The sequence below is a fragment of the Micromonospora chokoriensis genome (assembly GCF_000718555.1).
Lineage (GTDB): Bacteria > Actinomycetota > Actinomycetes > Mycobacteriales > Micromonosporaceae > Micromonospora > Micromonospora chokoriensis_B.
On sequence record NZ_JOAN01000022.1, the window covers coordinates 122,569 to 143,973 of the forward strand.

Consider the following 21,405-nt stretch of genomic DNA (forward strand, 5'->3'; position numbering starts at 1 on the left):
GGCAAGTCGGGAATAACCGTCTGGCGTGATCCACACCTTTGGTTAGCTTCGCTCTCGTTTTGCCCGCTAAAGTCGCCACGATCAGGGCAAATTGTGGCGCATGCCACCGTTCGGGCTGGTGGCATCGAGCAGTCAGCTATTTAGCCTCGGCAGGTGCATCCCGACGACCAGAAGCTGACCGACGCCCGCCCGACCACCCCTTCGGACGACGCCGCATCAACCGAACGGACGATCGGCCGTCACCGCGCTCCCGAGCCGCCTCGGCGCGCCCTGCTGGGCTCGGCCCCGGTCCGGGTGGCGCTGGCCACCGGTGTCACCTGCTGTCTCAGCCTCGTCGCGGTCACCACCGCCCGAGGCAACGACGACACGTCTCGTACGGTGGAGCCGCTCGCCGAGGCGGTGGCCGAACGGGCCAGTATCGCCGACGAGCGCGCCTCTCGGTCGCTGGACCGCGACGTCGCCCCCGCACGGGTCCTGCCCAGCCCGACGGCGACGCCCACGCCCACGCGCGCCGCCGTCCGCAAGGCGCCCAAGAAGCCGGTGAAACCCCGCCGGCCCCGGCCGGTGGCCGGCCTGGACCAGGCGCAGATGGACAACGCGAAGATCATCGTGGACGTCGGCCTGGAGATGAAGATGCCGCGCCGGGCGCTGGTGGTGGCGCTGTCCACCGCCATGCAGGAGAGCAACCTCTACAACCTGGCCAGCGCCGTCCTGCCGGAGTCGGCGCAGTACCCGAACCAGGGCAGCGGCTCCGACCACGACTCGGTCGGGCTGTTCCAGCAACGGCCGAGCAGCGGTTGGGGCACGGTGGCCCAGTTGATGCGTCCGTCGTACGCCGCGCGGGCCTTCTACACCGCGCTCAACGAGATCCCCGGCTGGCAGGACATGAGCGTCACCGCCGCCGCCCAGGCCGTGCAGATCTCCGCCTTCCCGGACGCGTACGCCCAGCACGAGGACCGGGCGACGACCGTGGTGGCGGCGCTCACCACCTGAGCCAGGCACCTGCTCCCGCGCGGCTCAGCGACGGCCGGGTGGGGGTTCGGCGGCCGTGTCGGGCCCGCCGACTCCGACGCGACTGCCCGGTACGCCGGCAGCCGCGGTCGGGGTGTCGGCGGGCACCTGATCGGCCGTCACCTGGTCGAGGATCTCGTCCACCCGGGCCTCGCGCCGCCGACGGGCGTCCAGCGCCGCCTCGAAGTCGCGCCGGGACTGCACGGCTTCCGCGTACGCCCGCTCCCGTACCTGTCGTGCCTCCTCGCGGGCCTCGTCCAGCTCGACCCGGGCCTGGGCCAGGAGCTCGGCGGCCTCACGCCGCACCGCGTCACCGGCGTGCCGGGTAACGGCGGCGTCGCCCAGGTCGAGCCGTTGCAGCAGGCCGCTGAGCCCGGCCGCTTCCTGGCGGATCTCGTCCCACTCCGGGGCGGCCCCGGCCGCGTCCTCAGCCCGCGCCGCGAGCCGGGACAGCCGGATCCCCAACTCGTCCAGGCAGTAGTCCACCTGCCGCTGGTCGTAACCGGTCTCAACGACGGAGAACCTCATACTGTCGCCCCCCAGGCAGCTGCTGTTACTTCCCCACCTGGATCCTCGGCCGCGACCGCGGCGGCCGAGGGGGTTCGGGGAAAATGTTCAGCATGCGCGCAGGTGGCGCCGGCGTCAGAGGCGCTTGGGCAGCACGACCACCCGGCCGAAGAACTCGTCGATGCGGCGGACCACGTCGTTGAAGTCGTCCAGGTCGATCGGCTTGGTGACGTACGCGTTGGCCTGCAACGTGTAGCTGCCGACGATGTCGGTGTCGGCGTTGGAGGTGGTCAGCACGACGATAGGGATGGTCCGCAGATCTTCGTCCTGCTTGACCGCCCCGAGCACCTGCCGACCGTCCATCCGTGGCATGTTCAGGTCGAGCAGGATCACGTCCGGTCGACGGGCCTGCTCGTGCCGGCCCTCGGCGCGCAGAAACTCCATCGCCTCCTCGCCGTCGCTGACCACATCGATGATTTTGTCGACGTCGGAGTCCGCCAGCGCTTCCTCGATCATCAGCACGTCACCCGGGTCGTCGTCGACCACCAGGATGCGTACCGGCTGCGGGCTGTCTGCGCCCATCACTACCTGCCTCGGGGTCGGCCGGGACGGGACCCCTGACGGTCACCGCGCTGGCGGGGAAATCTAGCCCATCAGGGGGCGGCACGGGACGCCGGGTCGACCGACTCCGGCTCGTAGCGCAGCACGTCGGCCAGGCCGGTCACCCGCAGCACCCGATCGACACGGCCGTTGGCGCCGGTGAGCCGAAGCCAACCCCCGTCGGCCGCCGCCTGATTGTCACCCCGGACGAAGACGGCCATCCCGGTGGAGTCGCAGAACGTCAGGTCGGTGAGGTCGAGCAGCACCCGGGTCTCGCCGGCGGCGGTGAGTCGATCGATCGCGGCGGTCAGCTCCGGGGCGGTGCTCAGGTCCAACTCGCCCACGAGCCGCAGGCAGGCGCCACCACCGTCGCGCTCGACGTAGCTGACGCTGAACGTCACCGTTCTCCCCCTCGCTCCACCCCACCCTCGGGTGGGACGTTTGCAGTCCGGCAAGTATACGCAGAGCTGACCGAACGGCCCCCGAGCGCGGTGATCGATCCGGGGCCAGCGGCGGGGTCGGTCAGTGGGCCGTGGCGGGCAGCGCCGCGCATCCCAGCGCCAACATCCGCCCCGCCCGGGGGAAGTCCCGCAACGCGGCGGCGTAGTGCTCCAGAGGCAGGGCGACCGCCCCAGCCGGCACCCCACGACTGCGCAGGATCCCCGCCAGCCACTGCACGAACTCGGTGAACAACGAGGCGTCGTCGACGTAGACCGCCGCCGCCAGGAAATCGACGATGTGACCCAGGTCGCTCACGGTCGCGTCGAGCTGGGCGGCGGTGTACTCGCGTGCCGCCGGCACCCGCTCCCGCAGCTCCGCCAACGCGCTGTCGATCAGCTCACCACGACGGCGCAGCAGGCTGGCGTACTCGTCGTCGGCCAGGTGCGCCAGCCGCGCCGCCGGCACCCCGCGCAACGCCCGCTCGTCGGAGATCAGCTCGGCCGCCGAGGGCGCGTCCGGCGCCCAGGCCACGCCGAGCCGACGCGCCCACCGACCATCCGCGCCGAACCCGCGCCCGCCGACCACCACCGGCACGTCCGAACGGCGGCAGGCTTCGATCATCCGATGGGCGTACGGCAGCCGCATCGGCAGCGCGCACGCCAACGCGACCGCGTGCGCGTCGTAGCGGTGCAGGTAGGACACGAGGTGCGCCGCCGGCACGCTGGCGCCCAGGAAGGTCACCTGCCACCCACGTAACCGCAGCACCTCGGCCACCAACCGGGGCGGAAGCGCGTGCCACTCGCCGTCCATGCAGGCGACCACCACCCGGCCGCGGGTCGGCCGTGACTTGGCGTACGCGGACACCGCCGCCACCACCTGCTCGCTGATGTGGGTGGCCGCGTGCTCCTGGGCGACGCTCCACTCGTTGCGTGCCCACCGCTCGCCCACCTCGGCCTGGGCAGGCGCGACCAGGTCGAGCAACACCCGCTCCGCCGGGACACCCGCGTCGAGCAGAGCGATCGCCAGGTCGGTGGCGGCGTACTCGTCGGCGTCGGCGAGGCAGTCCAGGTAGCCGGAGTACGCGTCGTCCAGGTCGACGGCGGCCGTGGCGGCGGTCACGCGGGAGTCTCCCCTGCTTGGTCGAGGCCGGCGGGCACCGAGTGCAGGTGCCGAGCCCCGCGAGCGCTCAGGCCGGCCGCCCGCAGCGCCAGCACAGCGATGTCGTCGTGGTCGCCCTGCGCCAGCCAGTCGCAGGTGACCTGCTCGACCCGTTCGGCCAGGGCCGGCGCGGGCATCCGCTGGCAGCCGGTGAGCGCGGTGACCAGCCGCTCGGGGCCGAACAGCTCGTCGCCACGCCGGCCGCCCCGGGCCTCGGTCACCCCGTCGCTGTAGAGCAGGCAGGTCTCGCCCGGTGCCAGCCGCACGGTCACCTCGCCGACGCGGGGGTCGGACACCACCCCGATCAGCATGCCGCGCAGCGGCACCGCCTCTACCTCGCCGGAGGCGCGCAGCACCAGCGGTGGCAGGTGCCCGCCACCGGCCATGGTGAGGGTGAGGCCACCGTCGCGCTCCGGACGGGCCACCCCGAGCACGATGGTGGCGAAGCGACCCTGGCCGTGCGCCTGGGTCGTCTCCAGCAGCGCGTCGTTGAGCAGCCGCAGCAGCCGCGCGGGGTGCGACTCCAACCGGTGCAGCGCCTGGAGGCACTGGCGCAGCTGGCCGGTGAAGACGGCGGCCTCGACGCCCTTGCCGGACACGTCGCCGAGGAAGAACACCGAACCCCCGTCGGCGAGGCGGTGCGAGCCGTAGAAGTCGCCGCCGATGCGCAGCCCCGCCTGCGCGGGCCGGTACGCGGTGCCCCACTGCACGCCGGCCGCCTCGACCGGCTCGACCGGCAGCAGGCTGGCCTGCAGGGTGTCGGCCACCTCCGCCTGGTCGCGGTAGAGCAGCGCGGTGGTCAACGCCGCGCCAGCGCGGGCCGCGAAGGCGCGGATCAGCTCCACGTCGGCCTCGTCGTACCAGCGGGTGGCGCGGCGGGCCACCAGCAGCACACCGACCGGCGCGTCGCGGCCCGGCAGCGGGACGACCCGCGCGGCGCTCTCGGTGCCGGCGAGCCCCGGCAGCCAACCGGCGTCGACGGCCTGCTCGACCAGCCAGTCCACCGCGTGCGGCTCGACGCCGGTCAGCCCGTCTGCGATGGCGGCCGGCAGGTCACCGCCGGCCAACACGCCGCTGTCCACCGTCGGCGCCTCGTCGTCGGTGCGCGAACCGCGCCACCACCGGGCGCGACCAGCCCGTGGGGCGAGCACCAGCACCGCGACCTCGGCCAGGGCCGGCACGGCGAGTCGGACGATCGCGGCAGCGGCCCGGTCGGGGTGCAGGGGGTTGCCCAACTTGTCGCCGACCACGGCCAGGAACGCCGAGCGGGCCCGCTCGGCGAGCAGCGCGTCGGCGCGGCTGGCGCTGTCGGTGACGTCCTCGACGTACCAGCAGCAACGGGCATCGGAGAGCGGCACCTGGCGCGCGGTGAGCTGACGCCCGCGATGGATGAAGCCGGCCGGGGCGCCCTCGCTCAGCGCGGGCACACCGGCTGCGCTGAGCAGCTCGCCGGGCGTCACCTCGGGCAACAACCGCTCGGCCACCGGGCTGACGTGCCGCACGACGCCATCGGCGTCGCAGACCACCAGGCCCTCACGGAAGTGCTCGACGACCTCGAACCAGTCGGGCGCTGCCTGCCGAGGGTCGGGTGCCAGCGGCGGGAGGGCCACCGTCGGGCGGGGGCGAACGTCGGCGGACCACGCCGAGGGTCGTGTCGTGCTCGGCGTGGAGAGCCGTCCGTCGCCCGGGTCGTAGTCCCTGACGTCGGAAGCAGTCACCAGCTGAGCCTCACTCCTTGTCATTCACCGAACCCGTGCCGGAACCGGCGTCTACGGTCAAAACTCTCCAGCCCACCCTACGCCGCGACGCCGATAGCGGCATCTCAGAGCAGGTAGCGGGCGCCGCCGCCCCCCGCTTTGCGTTTCCTCGCGCGACTGGGAAAATGCAAGGATGTCCGAGCAGCTGCTGACCATCGAGACAACCCGGCTCGCCGCCGGGCACGTCCGACTCCGGCTGACCGGTGAACTCGACTACGACACCGCGCCCGAGTTGGTCGCCGCAGCAGCCGAACTGCGCGGCGACGGCGACGCCCCGGTGCTTGTCGACCTGACCGGCGTGACCCTCTGCGACTCCTCCGGGCTCAGCGCGCTGCTGGTGGTGCACCGCGCCGCCGGGGCGATCCGGCTGACCGGGGTCAGCCCGCAGCTCCAGCGCATGCTGGACCGCACCGGCCTGAGTGAGTTACTGGCCGTGGCGTACGCCGACGGCGACGTACGCGCCATCGGCTGACCCGCCGGCCACCCCGCGCGGACGGGGTGGCCCCCGACCCTGGGACCTGGGGTCGGGGGCCGGAGGAATGTCTAGGGTGCCGTCATCGGCTGAAGCCGGGGGCCGTTCTCGCGTAGCTCGCCGACCGGGGTCGAGTCGACGTCCTCGGGCTCTCCCGAATCAGGCGTCTGGTACAGGTAGCGGACGAACTGCCCACCCGCCTCGTTGTCGTCCGCGCCGGGCCACTGACCGATGCAGTCCATGCCGATCACCTCGCGGCCGGTTCCGTCCGCCTCCTCCAGCAGCGCCCACAGGCTCACCGGGTAACACCTGGTCTCCTCGGGCGTGAGTTGCCAGCGCGCGTACCAGCCGGGTCGGGCGGGGACGATCTCGACAATCTCCTTCATGACGGCCTTCCTTCCGCGTACCTCGGAAGAACTCCGGTCCTGACCTGATCGTGCGGGCCGGGCGGGTGAGCGCCCCTCACCCCGGGCGGATGAAGCGTGGCGCGGGCCGACCCGACCCGGCCGGCGGCCGCCGTTTCGTCCTCTCCGACGGCGGGAAGGCGACTGGCACAGCCACGATCCCGAAGCGAGAGGGGTGCCACCATGCGCAAGCAGATGGAGGGCGACAACCAGCGGCGCCGGGCGCTGGCCCGGCAGGCCCGCGAACAGGGTCGCCAGCCCAGCGAGTTCGGCGCCAGCCTGAGCGCCTCCAAGCAGCTCAAGAGCCTCGATGCCGGCAAGCGGGCCGGCCCACCACCGGCCGGACCGCACAAACCGGACACCACGCGCGGCGGGCCGGCACCGCCTCCGGTCGGTAGCGCCGACAATCCGCGGCCCCAGCCGTCCCCGCCGAGCGGCGTGCGCAACATGGGCTACCACGACCTGGTCGACGAGGTCCGGCGTCGCTCCGGGGTCGACTTCAAGACGGCCAAGGTCGGCACCGAGGCGACCGTGCTGGTCCTCGCGTTCGCCCTGGAAGCCGCCGAGCGGCAGCGGCTGCTCGCGGCGGTGCCGTCGTCGCTGCACGATGTGCTGCCGGTCGACGGCATCGAGCGGCACCAGGAGCTGCCCGGCTTCCTGGCCGAGGTGGGCCGGATCAGCGGCAACACCCCGGAGCAGGCCCGATACCAGGCGGAGGCGACGATCGCCGCGCTCGCCGAGCAGGACGGCGACCTCATCGAGTCGTTGCACGTACCTGACGGGTTGCGCGACCTGCTCAACCCGCCGGAGGCCGGCGGCGGGCTCGTGGGCGCCTCCACCACCACACCCACCCTGGACGCCGACGAGATCAGCGCGGCGCTGGACGACCTGCCGTACTGGACCGGCGACGGCCAGGGCCTCTACCGGGTGGTCGCGCTGCCGCCGGACAACCTGGACCGGGTGCTCGACCGGCTCGACCGGATCCGCCAGGACAACGGACGCGGCCCGAGCATCGGACGGCCGGGTGACACCGCCGCCGTGTTGACCGTGCGGACCAGCCAGGCCAACGGGGTGACCGCGCTCGACGTGGACCTCGCCCGTCAGATCGACGACGCGATCGACGAGGTGGGGGCCGGGATGGCCAGCGGCTGACCGGCCACCGCGACGTCGGCGGGCCGGCGGGCCGGGGGAAACCCCGCTCCGCCGGCCCGTCGGCCGTGCCGGGCCCCGGACGGGCCGGACTCTGGGCTCGACTAGCGTGCCGAACATGAACCGCGCCGCCGACCGGCTGGAGTTGGTCGCCGACCCGGCCCGCCGGACCGGGCGGACCCTGCTGTCCGCCGGGGTCGAGCAGTCGTACGTGGACGTCGAGGATCCCCGGCACCTGCATTTCGAGTACGTGCGACGGATCGCCGCGGCGGTGCAGGTGGCGGCCCCGGCCGGCGCCCCGCTGACCGTTCTGCACCTGGGCGGCGGCGCGTTGACGCTGCCCCGCTGGCTGGCCGCCACCCGGCCCGGGTCCCCGCAACGGGTCGTCGAGCGGGACGCGGCGGTCATCGAGCTGGTCGCCCGGGAGTTGCCGCCGCTGCCGCCAGAGGTGCGCGTGGAGGTCGCCGACGCCCGCGACGCGCTCACCGCCACCCCACCCGAGGGGTACGACGTGGTGATCGCCGACATCTACCGGGCGGCCCGGATGCCGCTGCACGTCCGCACCGTCGAGTTCGCCGCCGAGGTGGCCCGCGTCCTGCGCCCCGACGGGTTGTACCTGGTCAACGTCACGGACCTGCCGCCACTTGTCGACACCCGGGTGCAGGTGGCCACGTTGCGGGCGGTCTTCGCCGACGTGTGCGTGGTCGGCGACCGGCGGATGTTGCGCGGCCGGCGGTACGGCAACCTGGTGCTGGCCGCGACCTCCCGCCCCGGCGGGCTGCCGGTGGCCCGGCTGGCGGTGGCCGCCCTGCGCGATCCGGTGCCCGGCGGTCTGCTGCACGCCACCGCGCTCGACACCTTCGTCGCCGGCGCCCACCCCGTCACCGACGCGGACGACACCTCCCGCCGCTGATCGCCGTTGTGCCCGCAAAGCCGGGTTTCCGACGGCGCGCGCGGGGAAGGCGGGCCGGATGAGCAACACCGCCGATCGGGAGACCACCCGCCGCACCCTGATCGTGATCGGTCTGGTGCTGGCGACCGCGCTCGCGCTGGCCTTCGTGTACGCGACCCGGCGGGTGCTGGTCTGGGCGGTGGTCGCCGCGTTCTTCGCCGTCGCGCTCAAACCCCTCGTCGACCGGCTGCAACGCCGCTTCGTCCGGCGTCGGGCGCTGGCCACCCTGCTGGTGTTCCTCGCCGCGTTCGTGTTGCTGGCGATCCTGGCCGCGCTCATCCTGGTGCCGCTGTTCGACGAGGTGGGCCGCTTCGCCGACCGGGCGCCCGAGCTACTGCGCGACGCCCGCGCCGGCCGGGGCCCGCTGGGGCAGGTGCTGGAGCGCACCGGGGCGCGACGCTACGTCAGCGAGCACTCCGACCAGCTGCGCGACCTGGGCACCCGGCTGCGCCAACCCGCTGTCGGCGTGCTGCGCGGCGTCGTAGAGACGGTCGCTGGGCTGCTCACTGTCGTCGTGCTCGCGTACCTCATGGTGTTGGAGGCGCCGCGGATCACCCGCGGCGTACTCGCGGCGGCCGGGGACGGTCGGGGCGAGCGGCTGCGCCGGGTGGGCCGGGAGGTGTCGCGCACCGTCACCGGCTACCTCACCGGAAACCTGCTGATCAGCGTGATCTGCGGGGCGTTGACCTACGTGGTCCTGGCCCTCACCGGGGTGCCGTTCGCGGCCGTGATCGCCCTGCTGGTGGCGGTCGCCGACCTGATACCGCTGGTCGGCGCCACCCTCGGCGCGGTGATCGCGACCGGCGCGGCCTTCCTGCACTCCCCCACCGCCGGGGTGGTGGTGCTTGTCTTCTTCGTGGTCTACCAGCAGCTGGAGAACCACCTGCTCCAGCCGTTCATCCTGTCTCGCGCGGTGCGGCTCAACCCGTTGACCGTGCTGATCAGTGTGCTGCTCGCGGCGGAGCTGGCCGGTCTGCTCGGCGCGCTGCTGGCCATCCCCGCCGCCGGCATCATCCAGACCCTGCTGCGCGAGTACGGCCCGCGCCGGCTCCGGACCACCCCGCCGGCCGGTCCGGCCCGCTCCGCCTGACTCTGACCGGCGCGTGCCCGCTCAGCGGGACCGGGTCGTCACCTCGGGTGTGGTGCTCTCCAGCGGCACCGCGTTGGCCGGCACCAGCCCCAACTGGACCGCGGACCGGGTCAACGCGGCGTCGAGCACCCAGTCGGCGCTGACCCGCGTGCGGTTGCCCGGCATCGCCATCAGGTGGTACGCCCTGGTGACCGCCTTGGCCGGCAACCCGGCCAGATTGATCTGCAACGGGTTCGCCGCCGCGTCCTTGCCACCCAGGTCGACGACCCAGCCCAGGTCGTGGTGCTTGTACGGCTTGCGTTGGCCGAAGCCGTACGACGCGGCGATGTTGTGCGCCACCCGCTTGCCCTGCCGCTGCGCGTGCTGGGCGGTCATCCCGCAGACCTGCCCCGGGTTGACCAGATCGGGCACGGCGGCGGCATCGCCGCACGCGAACACCTCGGGATAGCCGGGAACGTTGAGGAACTCGTCGGTCACCAGTCGACCCCGGTCGGTCCGCAGGCCCAACTCGTTGACGAACGGGTCGGGGCGCACCCCCACACACCACACCAGGGTGCAGGTCGGCACGTACTCACCGTCGGTGAGCTTCACCCCGTCGCAGGTCGCCTCGGCCACCGAGGTGCCCATCCGCACGTCCACCCCACGCCGGTTGAGCACCTTGTGCGAGGTGTCCGACATCCGCTTGTCCAACTCCGGCAGCACCCGGGGCGCCACGTCGAGCAGCATCCAACGGGGCCGGACGGTCAGCCGGGGCCGCTGGGCGTGCAGCGCGTCGGTGAACAACTGCCCGTGCGCCGCGACCTCGGTGCCGGTGTAGCCCGCCCCGACCACCACGAACGTGGCGCGGGCCTGCTGCTCGGCCGGGTCCTCGGCCTGCTCGGCCAGCTCGATCTGACGCACGATGTGATCGTGCAGGTAGACGGCCTCGGGCAGGCCGCGGAAGCCGTGCGCGTACTCGGTCACTCCCGGGATGGGCAGCAGCTTGTTGACGCTGCCCACGGCGAGCACCAACCGGTCGTACGCCAGCCGGTTCTTCTCCCCCTCGGCCTGGGTGAAGCCGACCCAGCGGTTCTGCAGGTCGACGTGGTCCGCCTCGCCGATCACCACCCGTACGCCCTTGAGCGTCCCGGTCAACGGCACAGCGATCCGTTTGGGCTCGACCACCCCGGCCGCCACCTCGGGCAACAACGGCAGGTACAGGAAGTAGTCGGTCGAGTTCAGCACCACGATCTCGGCCCGGTCCCGGGCGATCCGGCTCAACGTCTTCGCCGCGTGGTAACCCGCGAACCCGGCCCCCACGATCACCACACGAGGTTTCGTCATTGCGGGCCGTTTCCCGTCGAAGCCCCGCACAAACGTCCCTGCGCCGGCGCGTCCCGTTCGACCGGCCTGGCCGGCCTGGTCGAGCAGGTCGGTCTCGTCGACCTCGTCGGCCTGGTCGGTCAGGTCGGTGTCGGTGCGGTGATCGCCCAGCGCTCGTGGTCGCGCCACGCGCCGTCGATGAACAGGTAGTCCGGGGAGAAGCCCTCCAACCGGAAACCGAGCTTGCGGGCCACCCGCCGGGACGGCTCGTTGCCCGGCTGGATGTTCGCCTCCAGCCGGTGCAGCCCGACCGTCGTGAACGCGTGGTCGATCACCAGGGCGACGCCCGCCGAGGCGTGCCCGGTTCCGCTGTACGGCAGGAACGCCGCATACCCCAGGAAGCCACCACGCAGCGCACCGAGCACGATCCCGCTGATGTTCACGTAGCCGGCGATCTCCCCGCTGGCCCGGTCGCAGACCAGGTAACCTGCGCTGTCGCGGCGACGGATCCGGCGCAGATAGAGGTCGTACTCCTCGGGGCTGGCCGGCGCGGCCAACCACGGGTGGTGTAGGTCCCGACTGCGCTGCACGGCGGCGACGAACTCGTCAGAGTCGGTAGGTCGGGGCCGCCGGATCGCGGCAGGACCACCGGTACGCAGGTATCTCACGGCGGACCACTCTGGCGCAGCGGTGCCGCCGTTGTCCAACGGGCCGCAGGGTGAGCGCCGCCCCCGCGGTCGCGTGATCGCGCTCGCGCCGCGCGGTCGCGTGATCGCGCTCGAACAAGGATGTAGTGGCATCCGACAGCGCACGTGACCACTACATCACTGATCGAGCACGATCACGCGGGCGACGGCGTGCTAGCGGGGCGTCGACAGGCTGAACTCTTGACCATCGGGGTCGGCCAGCACCAGCCGGCCTGCCCCGTCCTGGTCGGCGTCGACAAGGGTCGCCCCGAGCGAGAGTAACCGGTCGACCTCTGCCTGCCGCTCGACGTCAGCAGCAGGGGCGAGGTCGAAACGCACCCGATCCCTGCCGCCGTTCGGCATCAGTGGTGGGCCACCCCAGCTGATCTTCGTGCCCCCCTGCGGCGACTGGATCGCGGTCTCCTCGTCCTGGTCCCAGACCAGCGGCCACCCCAGCGCCGCACTCCAGAAGTAGCCGACCGCCTGCGACCCGTCGCAGGCCAGCGCACCGACGAAGCCGCAGCCGGAGAGGAACTTGTTGCCCGGCCCGATGACGTCGAACTCGTTGCCCTCCGGGTCGGCGAGCACTACGTGATCGTCGTCCGGTCCCTGGCCGATGTCGATGTGCCGTGCGCCGAGCTCTAACGCCCGGGCCACCGTCTGCTGCTGGTCCTCCAGGGAACTGCTCGTCAGATCGAAGTGCATCCGATTCTGGACGACCTTCCGCTGGTCGGTCGGCACGAAGCGCAGCCGGAAGTCGGTGTCGGTCCCCGGCAGGACCAGGACGCCGTCCTGCGGGTCATCCACCATCTCCCGACCCAGGAGCCCGGACCAGAACCGTCCGAGGAGTACGGGTTGGGCTGCGTCGTAGCTGATCGCGAACAGGTGAGACGTCATCGCGCTGCTCATCTCCGATCCGGCAGGATGCCCGGAAGCCTAGGGACGAGCCAAGCCGTCCGCACCCGAGTATTCGGCGAGCCACCGTCGTTGTGATCCACTGGCCGGGTGAGTCGATCCCCCGCAGCCCTTCCGGTCGACGTCGCGCTGCGACTGACGGCAGAGTCGAACGTCTGGCTGTGCACCTTGCGGCGCGACGGCTCCCCGCACCTGACGCCGGTCTGGTTCGTCTACCTCTCCGAAACGTTCTGGGTCGGTTGCGAGAGCCGCAGCGTCAAGGCCCGCAACGTCGTGATCGACGAACGGGTGTCGCTGGCTCTGGAGGGCGGCAACGCGCCCGTGGTCGCGGAGGGCGCTGCCCGCGTGCACCGAGGCGGGTTCCCGGGCCCGGTCGTCGAGGCGTTCGCCAGCAAGTACGACGGCTGGGACGTCAGCCGGCAGGTCGGCCCGGACAGCGAGCGGGTGCTGCTGGAGATCCCGGTTCGACGGTGGCTGCTGGCCGGTACCGCGCAGTAGACCCCAACACGGTCAGCGCCGTCCGTTCGAGCGGACGAGCCATGGCTTCAGCCACGGGAAGAGTGCGACAAGGGCGACGGCGAGGGCGGTGATGACGGCGTGCCCGATGCGGCCCGGGGTGATGCCGCTCGCCGGGTCCAGCACGTAGTTGGCGTACCAGTTCGCAGCAGCGTCCGTCGCCAGCACGGCACAGCCCAGCGCGAGTCCCTCCAGCCGGCGAGCGGCTAACAGCAGTGCGGCCAACGGATCCCACAGCGTCAGGGACGCGAAGTAGACCGCCAGCCACCCCGGCAGAGCCAGTTGCGGCCCGAACTGGGGCAGGAGCAGCTGGACCACATGCACCACGGTGCCGTAGGCGAAGACCAGCACGGCGACACCCACCACGTATCGAACCGCGAGCGGCACAGAAGCCCACCGGCCAGCGTTCATCCGGCCAGTCTGCCGCAGCTATGAGCCGGCACGGCACGACGACCTCGCCCAGTCCTACGATCTCCTCCGGTCCTGAAGGGGCGTGCCGATCGTCAGAGCGGGCCGGCGACCGTCTGCTCCATCGGCATCGGGACCTGGAGAAAAGTCGTGCCGCGCAGGTCCAGCCAGGCCCGGTCCGGTCCACGCACCAGGCGCAGCATCACCCCCTCGCAGGAGGGACAACGGGCGACCAGGCCCGGGGCGTGCGAGTAGACGTGCAGGCTGGCCATCGAACCGGTCATCCCGCAGTTCTCACAGCGCCCCATCGCGGTGCTCAGGTCGACGGTGAACAGCTCACGCATCGGGCCGTCGAGCATGTTGCCGTCCAGGTACGACATCTCGGTCATCGATTCTCCTCGACACTGCGTGGGAGGGCAGGTGGTCAGCCGGTGGGGCCGAAGCGTTCGGTCTTGACCCGCCGCGACGGGTGCCCCAGCCCGACCAGCAGGTCGGCCACGGTCTCCACGAACGCGGTCGGACCACAGACGTAGGTAAGCGGTTCCAGGTCCGGCGGCCACCCGTGCGTGTTGACGTCCGCCAACCCGATCCGGTGCGGCTCGCCGCGCCAGCCCTCGGGCGCTTCGCGGGTGTAGACGTACGCGATGTCGAGGCCGAAGTCGTCGCGGACCCGGCGGCGCAGCTCGTCGGCGTAGATCACGTCGGTCGGGGTGCGCACCGAGTAGATCAGCCGGAACGGTGCCTTGCTGCCCACCGCTCGCCGCGCCCGGATCATCGCCATCAGCGGCACGATGCCGGAGCCGCCGGCGACGAGCTGCACCGGCGCGGTCTCCTCGGGCCGCCAGATGAACCAGCCACCGAGCGGTCCGCGGACCTCCACCGGGTCACCAACACCATAGACATCGATGAGGTACGGGGACACCTCACCGTCGTGCACCCGCTGCACGGTCACCTCGACGCGCGGGCCGCCGGGGCCGTCCACGGCCGGCCCGGCGATGGAGTACGACCGGGCCGCCTGGTAGCCGTCCGGGGCGGTGAGCCGCAGGTCGACGTGCTGCCCGGGCAGGTGCCCCGGCCAGTCCGGCACCTCCAGCACCAGGGTCTGCGCGGTCGGTGTCTCGACTCGACGCTCCACCAGCCGGCCCACCTGCCAACGGTTTCGCGTCCGAGGTGAGGTGCTCGTCGCGGCGGCGCGCTCAGTCACCCTGGTACCGCTGTTCGCGCCACGGGTCACCGTAGTCGTGGTAGCCGGCGGTCTCCCAGAAACCCGGCTCGTCCATGGTCTTGAGCCGGAGGCCGCGCACCCACTTGGCGGACTTCCAGAAGTACAGGTGCGGGACCAGCAGCCGCGCCGGCCCGCCGTGCTCGGCGGGCAGCGGGGCGCCGTCGAAGCTGTGCACCACCCAGGCCTGCCCGCCGCGTAGATCGTCCAGCGGCAGGTTGGTGGTGTACCCGCCGTAGGAGTGCGCGAGCGCGAAGTGCGCTCCGGTGTCGACGTCGGCGAGCAGCGTGTCCAGTGAGACGCCCTGCCAGGTGGTGCCGAACTTGGACCAGCGGGTGACGCAGTGGATGTCCACCGTCGGCGTCTCCTGCGGCAGGGCCATCAGCTCCTGCCACGACCACCGATGGTCGCTGCCGTTCTCGGCGGAGATGACGAACTCCCAGGTGTCCAGGGACACCCGGGGAGTCGGCCCGGCCGAGAGCACCGGAAAGTCCTCGGTCAGGTACTGGCCGGGTGGCAGGGCCGGCTCCTGGGTGCGGGGCCGACCCTGAAAGCCCGGTGACACGATTCCCATTGCACAGTCGTACCACCCGCGTTGGCCGGGGCGGGAGCTTTCCCGCGTACCCCATCGTCGTCGGGCCCGGTGCGGTCAGTGCCGCTCCGCGACGACCTTGCGGTCCTCGGGCAGGTCGCCGCCCCGGGTGGCGCGCAGGCTGGTCACGGTGACCACCACCAACACACCGATGATCACGCCGAGGGAGGCCAGGGTGGGGATCTGCGGCACGCTGGCCCAGATGCCGTGCGCCCAGTGCAGACCCAGCTTGAGGCCGATGAACGCCAGGATGATGGCCAGACCGTAGCTGAGGTGCACCAACCGGCTCAGCGCCGCGTGCAGGACGAAGTAGAGCGCCCGCAGGCCGAGCAGAGCGAACGCGTTGGTGGCGAACACCAGGTACGGGTCCTCGGTGATGCCGTAGACCGCTGGCACCGAGTCGACAGCGAAGACGATGTCGGTGGCCAGCACCGCGACCACCACCAGGGCGAACGGCGTGAGTGCCCGCTTGGCGCCCTGCCGGACGGTCATCTTGGTGCCGTGGTAGTCGTCGACCACCGGCATGACCTTGCGCAGCAGCTTCACCGAGCGCATCTTGTTGATGTCGACTTCCTGCTGATGCCCGGACATGGCATCGCGCAGCAGCTTCACCGCGGTGGCGATGAGGATGATCGCGAAGAGCAGGAAGGCGAAGTCGAGGGTCTGCAGGGCCGCCGCGCCGAGGGCGATGAAGACGGCCCGCAGCACCAGCGCCCCGGCGATGCCGTAGAGCAGCACCCGCTGGGCGAGCACCGCCGGCACCGCGAACGCTGCCAGCAGCAGCATGAAGACGAAGAGGTTGTCGACCGAGAGCGACTTCTCCACCAGGTAACCGGTCAGGTACTCCACGCCCTGTTGGGAGCCGAAGCGGGACCAGATCCAGCCACCGAACGCCAGCGGCAGCGCGATGTAGAACGCCGACCAGCCGATGGCCTCCCGCATGGAAACCTCGTGCGGGCGACGCGTGACTAGGAAGTCCAGCACCAACAGCAGGATGACCCCGATGATGGTCACCGCCCACAGCGTGGGCGTGCCCACCGACGACAGGTCGCTAGCGGCGGACAAATAAGACACTTCGGTCATGGCTCTCCTCGAACACCGTCATGTTCGAGGTCTCCTTCACCCACCACCTGATGGGCAACCACCCGAGGCACGCCGGGCGTGCCGTACTGACCGGAATGGTTCGTGGGAAGTACTCCCCTCGTACGGCAAGGTTAGGCCAGGCAGAATCGCCACGCCAAGCGGGACATCGATAGTTGCCCTGGTAAACCGCTGTGTGTACTCGGAACGAGCGCTGTCAGCCCCGACGCAGCGTCGCTCCCGGGGCCATCGCCTGCTCCACCAGCCCTCGATAGTCACGCGGCAACTGGGTCACCACGTCATCGAACTCACCGCCGGTGATCGCCTCGCGCAAAGTGGTGAAGACCGCTCGGCTGGCATCCCGGGCAGCAGGCTCCTGCACACCGGCGCGCAGCGCGACCCGGGCGACGAACTCCGCCGCGCCGAACCGGTCCGCCTGCTCGGTGCTCGGGCTCGGCTTGAGCACCAACTGCAGCGGCTGGGGCAACTGGGCGGCCAGGTCCAGGACCTCGCCGCCGGTCAACCGCTCGGCGAACGTCTCCAACACGGCGCGGGTCAGCTCCACCGCCCGCTCGGAGGATGTGGCGGTGCGCTGGGAAACCTGGTCGATGAAGGTGTCGTAGTTCATCGCGTACTCCCTTGGGCTCGCGTCGGCGCCTGCGGGTACCCGCGGCGGCGCAGGAGAAACGGCGCCGGGATTCCTCTCCGAAGGGGGCGTGACCGGCGGGCGGGCGGGTAACCGCCGCCGGTCGTCACCACATCGATGCCCGAGGGAGCCCACGCCATGGCGAGCTACGCCGAAGTCCTGCAGTACCTGTCGAGCCTGGACTACCCGGCCGAGAAGGACGCCGTGGTCCGCGAGGCCGAACGGGAAGGCGCACCGCCGGACGTGCTCAAGGCGCTACGCGCCCTGCCGCCGGTCGACTACGCCAACGGGACCGAGGTGGCCCGCTCGGCCGGAATCGAGGCGGCACCCGAGGTAGGCCCCGCGCAACGGGCCGAGCAGGCCCGGGACAAGAAGCACAACCGGGTCTCGCAGCATTTGCGCGGTATCTGACCCACGGTGACGCCCACAGCCCTGTGACCCGGGAGCGGCACGGATGAGCCAGACCGGCCCCGACCGGCCAGCGGATGTGCGCTTCCCGGCCGCGGTACAGATCGCCGTGGTGGCAGTGGTCGGCGTCATCGCCGGCTGCGCCTTCGCGGTGCTGCTGCCACTGCCGCTCGCCGCCCTGGCCGGCTGGGACGTCGGCGCGCTGAGCTGGCTCGCGCTGGTCTGGCACAAGCTCTGGCCGATGGACGCCGAGCGGACCGCAAAGCTGGCTGTCCACGAGGACCCGAACCGGGCGATCCGGGACGCCCTGCTGCTCGTCGCCTGCCTGGCCAGCCTCCTGGCCGTCGGGCTGGTCGTGGCCAGCGCGCAGAGCGCACCACCCGGCCTCAGTCGGGAACTGCACAGCGGCCTGGGCGTACTCAGCGTGGTGCTCTCCTGGTTCGTGGTGCACACCGTGTTCGCCGCCCGGTACGCCCGGATCTACTACACGGGCCCGGACGGCGGGGTGAACTTCAACCAGCCCGAACCGCCGCGCTACTCCGACTTCGCGTACGTCGCGTTCACCATCGGGACGACGTTCCAGATCTCCGACACCAACCTGACCAGCAACGAGATGCGGCGCACGGTGCTACGGCACTCGATGGTGTCGTACCTGTTCGGCGCGTTCATCATCGCCGTGACCGTGAACCTGCTGGCGGGTCTGGCCCGCTGAGCGCTTGGCCGGCCGCGCTGGCCCCGGAGGCGTCACGGGGCGGGGCCGAACGAATCGCCGGGACAGGCGGGCGCCCCTGGTCACGAACCGCGACCTAGGGCGCCACACAAGCCTGTCCAGGCGGTGAACCACGTCCGAACCGGTCGCGGTCACCAGGCGGTGGAGGTCCGCTCGAACCGAGCGGCCAGCACTACCGGGTCCAACCATACGACAGAACATCCTCCGTTTGGTCAGAATTTGGGGAAGTGTGGGCCAGGGCACGTTACGGCCGACCAGCCACCTCCGCGTACCGATGCTCCAGGTCGACCCGGGCCAACGCCCCCACCAACCAGGCCAGCTGCTCCGACTCGCCACTGGCCAGGCCGGCCAGGTCGTCCGCCGACCTGCCCAGCCCGAGCCGACGCGCGGCGGCCAACGCCCGCCGGTCGGCAACCGGGGCTACCTCCCGCCACAGCGCCTGCGCCTCGCGGAGAAACAGGTCGACGACCGGATCGTCCACGCCGGGAAGCTCGGCGAGCAGCGCCCGCTCCCGGACCGGGTCGTGGTGTGCCACCGCCCGCAACCGGCGCAGATCACCCCGGTACCGCTCGACCACCGTCCGGGCCAGGTCACCCAGCACGTCAGCGAGCGTGTCCACATCACCACGCTGACCGCTGGCGCGCAGCACCCGCACCCGGTCCTCATGCAGCGAACGCGCCAGCCGGGCCGCGCTGTCCCACCCCTCGTCGCGCAACGCCCGCGCCCCGTCCAGCGCCCGCCGGAAGTCACCACGTCGGGCCAGCAAGAGCGACAGATAGAGCACCTGGAACAGGCTCGCCGGGTTGTTGGTCACCCGAAACCCGTACTGCTCAGCGAAGCCCCGCCCGCTACCGGCGAGCCGGCGAGCCAGGCGTTTACGGTCCTCCACCGGGGTGATCAGAGTGGTCGCCATGCCGGCGACTACCCGCGCCGCCGACGGCCACACCGGGCGCGCGGGGCCGCCCCGGTGCGGGTTCGCGTCAGCCGTGCAGGCCGCCGGTGCGGTCACGGGACTTGAGACGGGTCGTGGGCAGGGCGGGCGCCGGCAGCGGCGGCGCCGGATCATCGGCGACCACACCGAAGCGTCCGTCCCCGGCCATCCAGTCCTCCCGGGCGGCGGCGATCTCCTCGTGCGAGCGGCCGACGAAGTTCCACCACATCACCAACGGCTCCTCGAACGGCGTGCCGCCCAGCAGCAACAACCGGGCCCCGGCCCCGCCCCGCACGGTCAGCTCCCGGCGGCCCGAGCCCAGATACAGCAGCGCCCCCGGCTCGAAACCCACCCCGGCCGCTTCCGCGGACCCGGACATCGCCAGCACGGCGTACTCGAAATCGGGCCGCAACGACAGCGTCGCCGGCGCGGCACCGCCCAGCTCCAGTTGCACACCCACCAGCGGGGTGTGCACCACCGCCGGTGACCGTTGCCCGGCGAACTCGCCGACCAGCAGGGTGCCGTCCAGATCACCGTCGCGCCAGCGCGGCAGGTCGCCGTGGTGTGCGAAGTCGGCCGCTCCGGCACGCGCCGAGTCTGGCAGCGCCACCCAGAGCTGCACGCCGTGCATCACCGGCGGATGGGTGTCCGGCGACCGCTCCGAATGGGCGATGCCGTTCCCGGAGGTCATCACGTTCAGCTGACCAGGCCGGATCGCCTGCACGTTGCCGAGGCTGTCCCGGTGCAGAATCTCACCGTCGAGCAGCCAGGTCACCGTCTGCAGACCGGTGTGCGGGTGCGGCGGCACCTCCATGCCGGGCCGCTGCGCCACATCGTCCGGGCCAAAATGGTCCACGAAACACCAGGCGCCAACCATCCGTCGGGCGCGCTGCGGAAGCAGCCGCCGCACCGTCGTATAACGACCCAACGGCACGTCGTGGCCGGGCAACAACACACTGCCAGGATCGACGTCGGCCACGCCAGGCGGTCGGGTCTGCGCCAGCATCGATTCAGTACGCTCCACCGCCCGACTGTACGCGCACGCCCACCCGCGACCCCGGCGCTTTCCGGCGTGGGCTGCCCCGCCATGGCTGCCCCGGGCAGACGTTCACCGGTTGTTGGAGGACACCATCACGCTGTTGGCACCGGCGACCAGGTCCAGGTACAACCGCTCGGCTGCCCGGTCCCAACCCGGCGTACCCAGCACCGACCCCGCGGCCACCCCATCCCAACGGTCGTCGCGCACCACCACCGAGCCGGCACCCGCTCCGACGCGAACCCGCACCGAAATCTCCCCGGGCACCCGGACGTCAAGCTGGCTGCTCCCACCGCTGAGTCGTACGGTCAGGGTGCTGGCGGCGGTGATCGGTGGCAGGAGGATCTCGGTGCGGGTAGACCCGCCGGCAAGTTCCACGCCCAGGAGCCGGGCCCGGGTGAGGTCCAGCACCTGACTACTCACCCCGCCAGCGAGTTGAAGACGCCAGGCGACCCGCTCGTTGAGCAACACCCGCACGGCCCGCGACCCTGGTGTCCCGGACTCCACGAGGTCAAGCCGCACGGTCTCCCCCTGCACCGCTGGTCGGCCCACCACACCCGAGCCGGCCGGGGTACTGATCCGGTACAGGTCGTCGCCCAACTCAGCCACCCGCAGCTCGAACGAGGACAGCCCGTCCGCGAGCACAAAGACGCCCCGCTGCCGACCCGCGAGCGGCGCCGTCGACAGTTGCTCGGCAGCAGCACCCGCACCACCGGGGCGACCCCCAGCCGCCTCCGGGTCAGCGACGCCTCCCGGACGGCCTCCGTCCCCGGGCCGAGCGCCGTCGCCGTTCGGGCGGCTGCCGTCCGGGCGGCTGCCGTCCGGGCGGCTGCCGTCCGGGCGGCTGCCGTCCGGGCGGATGTTGTCCGGGCGGATGTTGCCGGGTGCGCCGGAGTAGGTCATGCCGAGGCGATCCGGATCGGCAACGATCACCGCCACCGCTGCCGCACCGAGGAGCAACACGACGGCGGCAGCGCCCGCCAAGAGTCGGGTACCGGTAGACCAACGCCGTGGTGCGGCGTCACCGGCAGGCTCCAGCTCTGACTCCGGTTCGTGATCCGTGCCGTACCCCACTGCGGCCATGCCCCTTAATCCCTCCGCCGGTCCCCCGCCGAGGGGTACGTACCCGTCGGCTGATCGGATCACTCCGCGCCGATCAGGTCCCTCCGCTCCGTTGGGCACCAGGGTGGCGTCTTGTCAGCGTTCAGCGAGCAGAGCGGAGTGCCCACCGCACAAAAAACGCCGCTGGCCGGCACCCCGTGTTGCGGGTGCCGGCCAGCGGTCGGTGTCCTGGGTGGTGCTGTGCGGGTGGTGCTGTCGTGGGGGTCAGCTGTTCCAGTACTGGCCGACGAGGTCGGCGGCCTGCTGCTCCCACTGGGCGTAGGCGTCCGG

The 21,405-nt window shown here is 71.8% G+C and carries 27 protein-coding genes; 9 read left to right on the plus strand and 18 right to left on the minus strand.

What is annotated here, in order from left to right; genetic code table 11:
- Positions 1 to 153 precede the first annotated feature (153 nt).
- A complete protein-coding gene (locus IF46_RS0126075; protein ID WP_030491018.1) occupies positions 154 to 993 on the plus strand; it encodes a hypothetical protein in 840 nt (279 codons plus the stop codon).
- A gap of 24 nt (positions 994 to 1,017) precedes the next feature.
- Here the strand turns inward: IF46_RS0126075 and IF46_RS0126080 are convergent, their stop codons facing one another.
- From IF46_RS0126080 to IF46_RS0126100, 5 genes are all read right to left on the minus strand, one after another.
- Positions 1,018 to 1,539, minus strand: coding sequence for a hypothetical protein (locus IF46_RS0126080; RefSeq protein WP_030491019.1), 522 nt, complete (start codon positions 1,537 to 1,539; stop codon positions 1,018 to 1,020).
- 114 nt (positions 1,540 to 1,653) lie between these two features.
- Positions 1,654 to 2,100: a response regulator gene (locus IF46_RS0126085; RefSeq protein WP_030491020.1), complete on the minus strand. Its 447-nt coding sequence runs from the start codon at positions 2,098 to 2,100 to the stop codon at positions 1,654 to 1,656.
- Between the two features lie 71 nt (positions 2,101 to 2,171).
- On the minus strand, positions 2,172 to 2,519 hold the full coding sequence (locus IF46_RS0126090; protein ID WP_030491021.1) for an STAS domain-containing protein: 348 nt from the start codon (positions 2,517 to 2,519) through the stop codon (positions 2,172 to 2,174).
- A 121-nt stretch (positions 2,520 to 2,640) separates the two neighbouring features.
- Positions 2,641 to 3,678, minus strand: coding sequence for a cobalamin B12-binding domain-containing protein (locus IF46_RS0126095; protein ID WP_051724180.1), 1,038 nt, complete (start codon positions 3,676 to 3,678; stop codon positions 2,641 to 2,643).
- Entirely contained in the window at positions 3,675 to 5,435 is a 1,761-nt protein-coding gene (locus IF46_RS0126100) for a PP2C family protein-serine/threonine phosphatase (RefSeq protein ID WP_030491023.1), read from the minus strand. The genes IF46_RS0126095 and IF46_RS0126100 overlap by 4 nt, the downstream gene beginning before the upstream one ends.
- Before the next feature lie 172 nt (positions 5,436 to 5,607).
- Between IF46_RS0126100 and IF46_RS0126105 the strand changes: the two genes are divergently transcribed.
- A complete protein-coding gene (locus tag IF46_RS0126105; RefSeq protein ID WP_036393275.1) occupies positions 5,608 to 5,946 on the plus strand; it encodes an STAS domain-containing protein in 339 nt (112 codons plus the stop codon).
- Positions 5,947 to 6,017: 71 nt separating this feature from the next.
- Here IF46_RS0126105 and IF46_RS0126110 read toward each other — a convergent pair whose 3' ends face one another.
- On the minus strand, positions 6,018 to 6,332 hold the full coding sequence (locus IF46_RS0126110; protein ID WP_030491025.1) for a hypothetical protein: 315 nt from the start codon (positions 6,330 to 6,332) through the stop codon (positions 6,018 to 6,020).
- Between the two features lie 201 nt (positions 6,333 to 6,533).
- Here IF46_RS0126110 and IF46_RS0126115 point away from each other — a divergent pair, with 201 nt between their 5' ends.
- The 3 genes from IF46_RS0126115 to IF46_RS0126125 all read left to right on the plus strand — a co-directional run bounded on the left by IF46_RS0126115 (position 6,534) and on the right by IF46_RS0126125 (position 9,541).
- Positions 6,534 to 7,502, plus strand: a complete 969-nt coding sequence (locus tag IF46_RS0126115) for a DUF2267 domain-containing protein (protein ID WP_030491026.1) — start codon at positions 6,534 to 6,536, stop codon at positions 7,500 to 7,502.
- 115 nt (positions 7,503 to 7,617) lie between these two features.
- Positions 7,618 to 8,412 carry a spermidine synthase gene (locus IF46_RS0126120; RefSeq protein WP_051724181.1) on the plus strand — a complete coding sequence of 265 codons (795 nt, stop codon included), beginning with the start codon at positions 7,618 to 7,620 and terminating at the stop codon, positions 8,410 to 8,412.
- Positions 8,413 to 8,470: 58 nt separating this feature from the next.
- Entirely contained in the window at positions 8,471 to 9,541 is a 1,071-nt protein-coding gene (locus IF46_RS0126125; RefSeq protein ID WP_030491028.1) for an AI-2E family transporter, read from the plus strand.
- A 21-nt stretch (positions 9,542 to 9,562) separates the two neighbouring features.
- Here IF46_RS0126125 and IF46_RS0126130 read toward each other — a convergent pair whose 3' ends face one another.
- The 3 genes from IF46_RS0126130 to IF46_RS0126140 all read right to left on the minus strand — a co-directional run bounded on the left by IF46_RS0126130 (position 9,563) and on the right by IF46_RS0126140 (position 12,426).
- Positions 9,563 to 10,864 (minus strand): NAD(P)/FAD-dependent oxidoreductase, encoded by a 1,302-nt coding sequence (locus IF46_RS0126130; protein WP_030491029.1) that lies wholly within the window; start codon positions 10,862 to 10,864, stop codon positions 9,563 to 9,565.
- Between the two features lie 119 nt (positions 10,865 to 10,983).
- Positions 10,984 to 11,511, minus strand: coding sequence for a GNAT family N-acetyltransferase (locus IF46_RS0126135; RefSeq protein ID WP_030491030.1), 528 nt, complete (start codon positions 11,509 to 11,511; stop codon positions 10,984 to 10,986).
- Between the two features lie 192 nt (positions 11,512 to 11,703).
- Positions 11,704 to 12,426: a VOC family protein gene (locus IF46_RS0126140; RefSeq protein WP_030491031.1), complete on the minus strand. Its 723-nt coding sequence runs from the start codon at positions 12,424 to 12,426 to the stop codon at positions 11,704 to 11,706.
- Between the two features lie 108 nt (positions 12,427 to 12,534).
- Here IF46_RS0126140 and IF46_RS0126145 point away from each other — a divergent pair, with 108 nt between their 5' ends.
- On the plus strand, positions 12,535 to 12,942 hold the full coding sequence (locus IF46_RS0126145) for a pyridoxamine 5'-phosphate oxidase family protein (RefSeq protein ID WP_030491032.1): 408 nt from the start codon (positions 12,535 to 12,537) through the stop codon (positions 12,940 to 12,942).
- Positions 12,943 to 12,954: 12 nt separating this feature from the next.
- On the opposite strand, the gene IF46_RS0126150 is transcribed toward IF46_RS0126145, so the two are convergent.
- From IF46_RS0126150 to IF46_RS0126175, 6 genes are all read right to left on the minus strand, one after another.
- Positions 12,955 to 13,371: a hypothetical protein gene (locus tag IF46_RS0126150; protein ID WP_030491033.1), complete on the minus strand. Its 417-nt coding sequence runs from the start codon at positions 13,369 to 13,371 to the stop codon at positions 12,955 to 12,957.
- Between the two features lie 92 nt (positions 13,372 to 13,463).
- Positions 13,464 to 13,757 (minus strand): DUF6510 family protein, encoded by a 294-nt coding sequence (locus tag IF46_RS0126155; RefSeq protein WP_030491034.1) that lies wholly within the window; start codon positions 13,755 to 13,757, stop codon positions 13,464 to 13,466.
- Positions 13,758 to 13,792: 35 nt separating this feature from the next.
- Positions 13,793 to 14,515 carry a ferredoxin reductase gene (locus tag IF46_RS0126160; protein ID WP_232234165.1) on the minus strand — a complete coding sequence of 241 codons (723 nt, stop codon included), beginning with the start codon at positions 14,513 to 14,515 and terminating at the stop codon, positions 13,793 to 13,795.
- A gap of 49 nt (positions 14,516 to 14,564) precedes the next feature.
- Positions 14,565 to 15,164, minus strand: a complete 600-nt coding sequence (locus IF46_RS0126165; RefSeq protein ID WP_030491036.1) for a sulfite oxidase-like oxidoreductase — start codon at positions 15,162 to 15,164, stop codon at positions 14,565 to 14,567.
- Between the two features lie 75 nt (positions 15,165 to 15,239).
- Positions 15,240 to 16,265 (minus strand): TerC/Alx family metal homeostasis membrane protein, encoded by a 1,026-nt coding sequence (locus IF46_RS0126170; protein ID WP_030491037.1) that lies wholly within the window; start codon positions 16,263 to 16,265, stop codon positions 15,240 to 15,242.
- 214 nt (positions 16,266 to 16,479) lie between these two features.
- The gene (locus IF46_RS0126175; RefSeq protein WP_030491038.1) at positions 16,480 to 16,890 is read right to left on the minus strand and encodes a DUF2267 domain-containing protein; all 411 of its coding nucleotides are present in this window, start codon (positions 16,888 to 16,890) and stop codon (positions 16,480 to 16,482) included.
- A gap of 156 nt (positions 16,891 to 17,046) precedes the next feature.
- On the opposite strand from IF46_RS0126175, the gene IF46_RS0126180 reads away from it, so the two are divergent.
- Positions 17,047 to 17,319: a DUF2795 domain-containing protein gene (locus IF46_RS0126180; protein ID WP_030491039.1), complete on the plus strand. Its 273-nt coding sequence runs from the start codon at positions 17,047 to 17,049 to the stop codon at positions 17,317 to 17,319.
- A 43-nt stretch (positions 17,320 to 17,362) separates the two neighbouring features.
- Positions 17,363 to 18,028 carry a DUF1345 domain-containing protein gene (locus IF46_RS0126185; protein WP_051724182.1) on the plus strand — a complete coding sequence of 222 codons (666 nt, stop codon included), beginning with the start codon at positions 17,363 to 17,365 and terminating at the stop codon, positions 18,026 to 18,028.
- A 262-nt stretch (positions 18,029 to 18,290) separates the two neighbouring features.
- On the opposite strand, the gene IF46_RS0126190 is transcribed toward IF46_RS0126185, so the two are convergent.
- The 3 genes from IF46_RS0126190 to IF46_RS0126200 form a co-directional block, all read right to left on the minus strand.
- Positions 18,291 to 18,959, minus strand: coding sequence for a hypothetical protein (locus IF46_RS0126190; RefSeq protein WP_036393315.1), 669 nt, complete (start codon positions 18,957 to 18,959; stop codon positions 18,291 to 18,293).
- A gap of 67 nt (positions 18,960 to 19,026) precedes the next feature.
- Positions 19,027 to 20,001, minus strand: coding sequence for a pirin family protein (locus tag IF46_RS0126195; RefSeq protein ID WP_030491042.1), 975 nt, complete (start codon positions 19,999 to 20,001; stop codon positions 19,027 to 19,029).
- 84 nt (positions 20,002 to 20,085) lie between these two features.
- Positions 20,086 to 21,096 (minus strand): hypothetical protein, encoded by a 1,011-nt coding sequence (locus IF46_RS0126200; RefSeq protein WP_051724183.1) that lies wholly within the window; start codon positions 21,094 to 21,096, stop codon positions 20,086 to 20,088.
- 111 nt (positions 21,097 to 21,207) lie between these two features.
- Here IF46_RS0126200 and IF46_RS35320 point away from each other — a divergent pair.
- Positions 21,208 to 21,405: hypothetical protein (locus IF46_RS35320; RefSeq protein WP_232234166.1), on the plus strand; the 198-nt coding region annotated here is incomplete at its 3' end.

Coding starts and splice junctions, on each gene's coding strand:
- IF46_RS0126080 (WP_030491019.1), bottom strand. CDS start 1,539: ATGAGGTTCTCCGTCGTTGAGACCGGTTACGACCAGCGGCAGGTGGAC.
- IF46_RS0126085 (WP_030491020.1), bottom strand. CDS start 2,100: ATGGGCGCAGACAGCCCGCAGCCGGTACGCATCCTGGTGGTCGACGAC.
- IF46_RS0126105 (WP_036393275.1), top strand. CDS start 5,608: ATGTCCGAGCAGCTGCTGACCATCGAGACAACCCGGCTCGCCGCCGGG.
- IF46_RS0126110 (WP_030491025.1), bottom strand. CDS start 6,332: ATGAAGGAGATTGTCGAGATCGTCCCCGCCCGACCCGGCTGGTACGCG.
- IF46_RS0126115 (WP_030491026.1), top strand. CDS start 6,534: ATGCGCAAGCAGATGGAGGGCGACAACCAGCGGCGCCGGGCGCTGGCC.
- IF46_RS0126120 (WP_051724181.1), top strand. CDS start 7,618: ATGAACCGCGCCGCCGACCGGCTGGAGTTGGTCGCCGACCCGGCCCGC.
- IF46_RS0126125 (WP_030491028.1), top strand. CDS start 8,471: ATGAGCAACACCGCCGATCGGGAGACCACCCGCCGCACCCTGATCGTG.
- IF46_RS0126130 (WP_030491029.1), bottom strand. CDS start 10,864: ATGACGAAACCTCGTGTGGTGATCGTGGGGGCCGGGTTCGCGGGTTAC.
- IF46_RS0126140 (WP_030491031.1), bottom strand. CDS start 12,426: ATGACGTCTCACCTGTTCGCGATCAGCTACGACGCAGCCCAACCCGTA.
- IF46_RS0126150 (WP_030491033.1), bottom strand. CDS start 13,371: ATGAACGCTGGCCGGTGGGCTTCTGTGCCGCTCGCGGTTCGATACGTG.
- IF46_RS0126155 (WP_030491034.1), bottom strand. CDS start 13,757: ATGACCGAGATGTCGTACCTGGACGGCAACATGCTCGACGGCCCGATG.
- IF46_RS0126165 (WP_030491036.1), bottom strand. CDS start 15,164: ATGGGAATCGTGTCACCGGGCTTTCAGGGTCGGCCCCGCACCCAGGAG.
- IF46_RS0126170 (WP_030491037.1), bottom strand. CDS start 16,265: ATGACCGAAGTGTCTTATTTGTCCGCCGCTAGCGACCTGTCGTCGGTG.
- IF46_RS0126175 (WP_030491038.1), bottom strand. CDS start 16,890: ATGAACTACGACACCTTCATCGACCAGGTTTCCCAGCGCACCGCCACA.
- IF46_RS0126180 (WP_030491039.1), top strand. CDS start 17,047: ATGGCGAGCTACGCCGAAGTCCTGCAGTACCTGTCGAGCCTGGACTAC.
- IF46_RS0126185 (WP_051724182.1), top strand. CDS start 17,363: ATGAGCCAGACCGGCCCCGACCGGCCAGCGGATGTGCGCTTCCCGGCC.
- IF46_RS0126190 (WP_036393315.1), bottom strand. CDS start 18,959: ATGGCGACCACTCTGATCACCCCGGTGGAGGACCGTAAACGCCTGGCT.
- IF46_RS0126200 (WP_051724183.1), bottom strand. CDS start 21,096: ATGGCCGCAGTGGGGTACGGCACGGATCACGAACCGGAGTCAGAGCTG.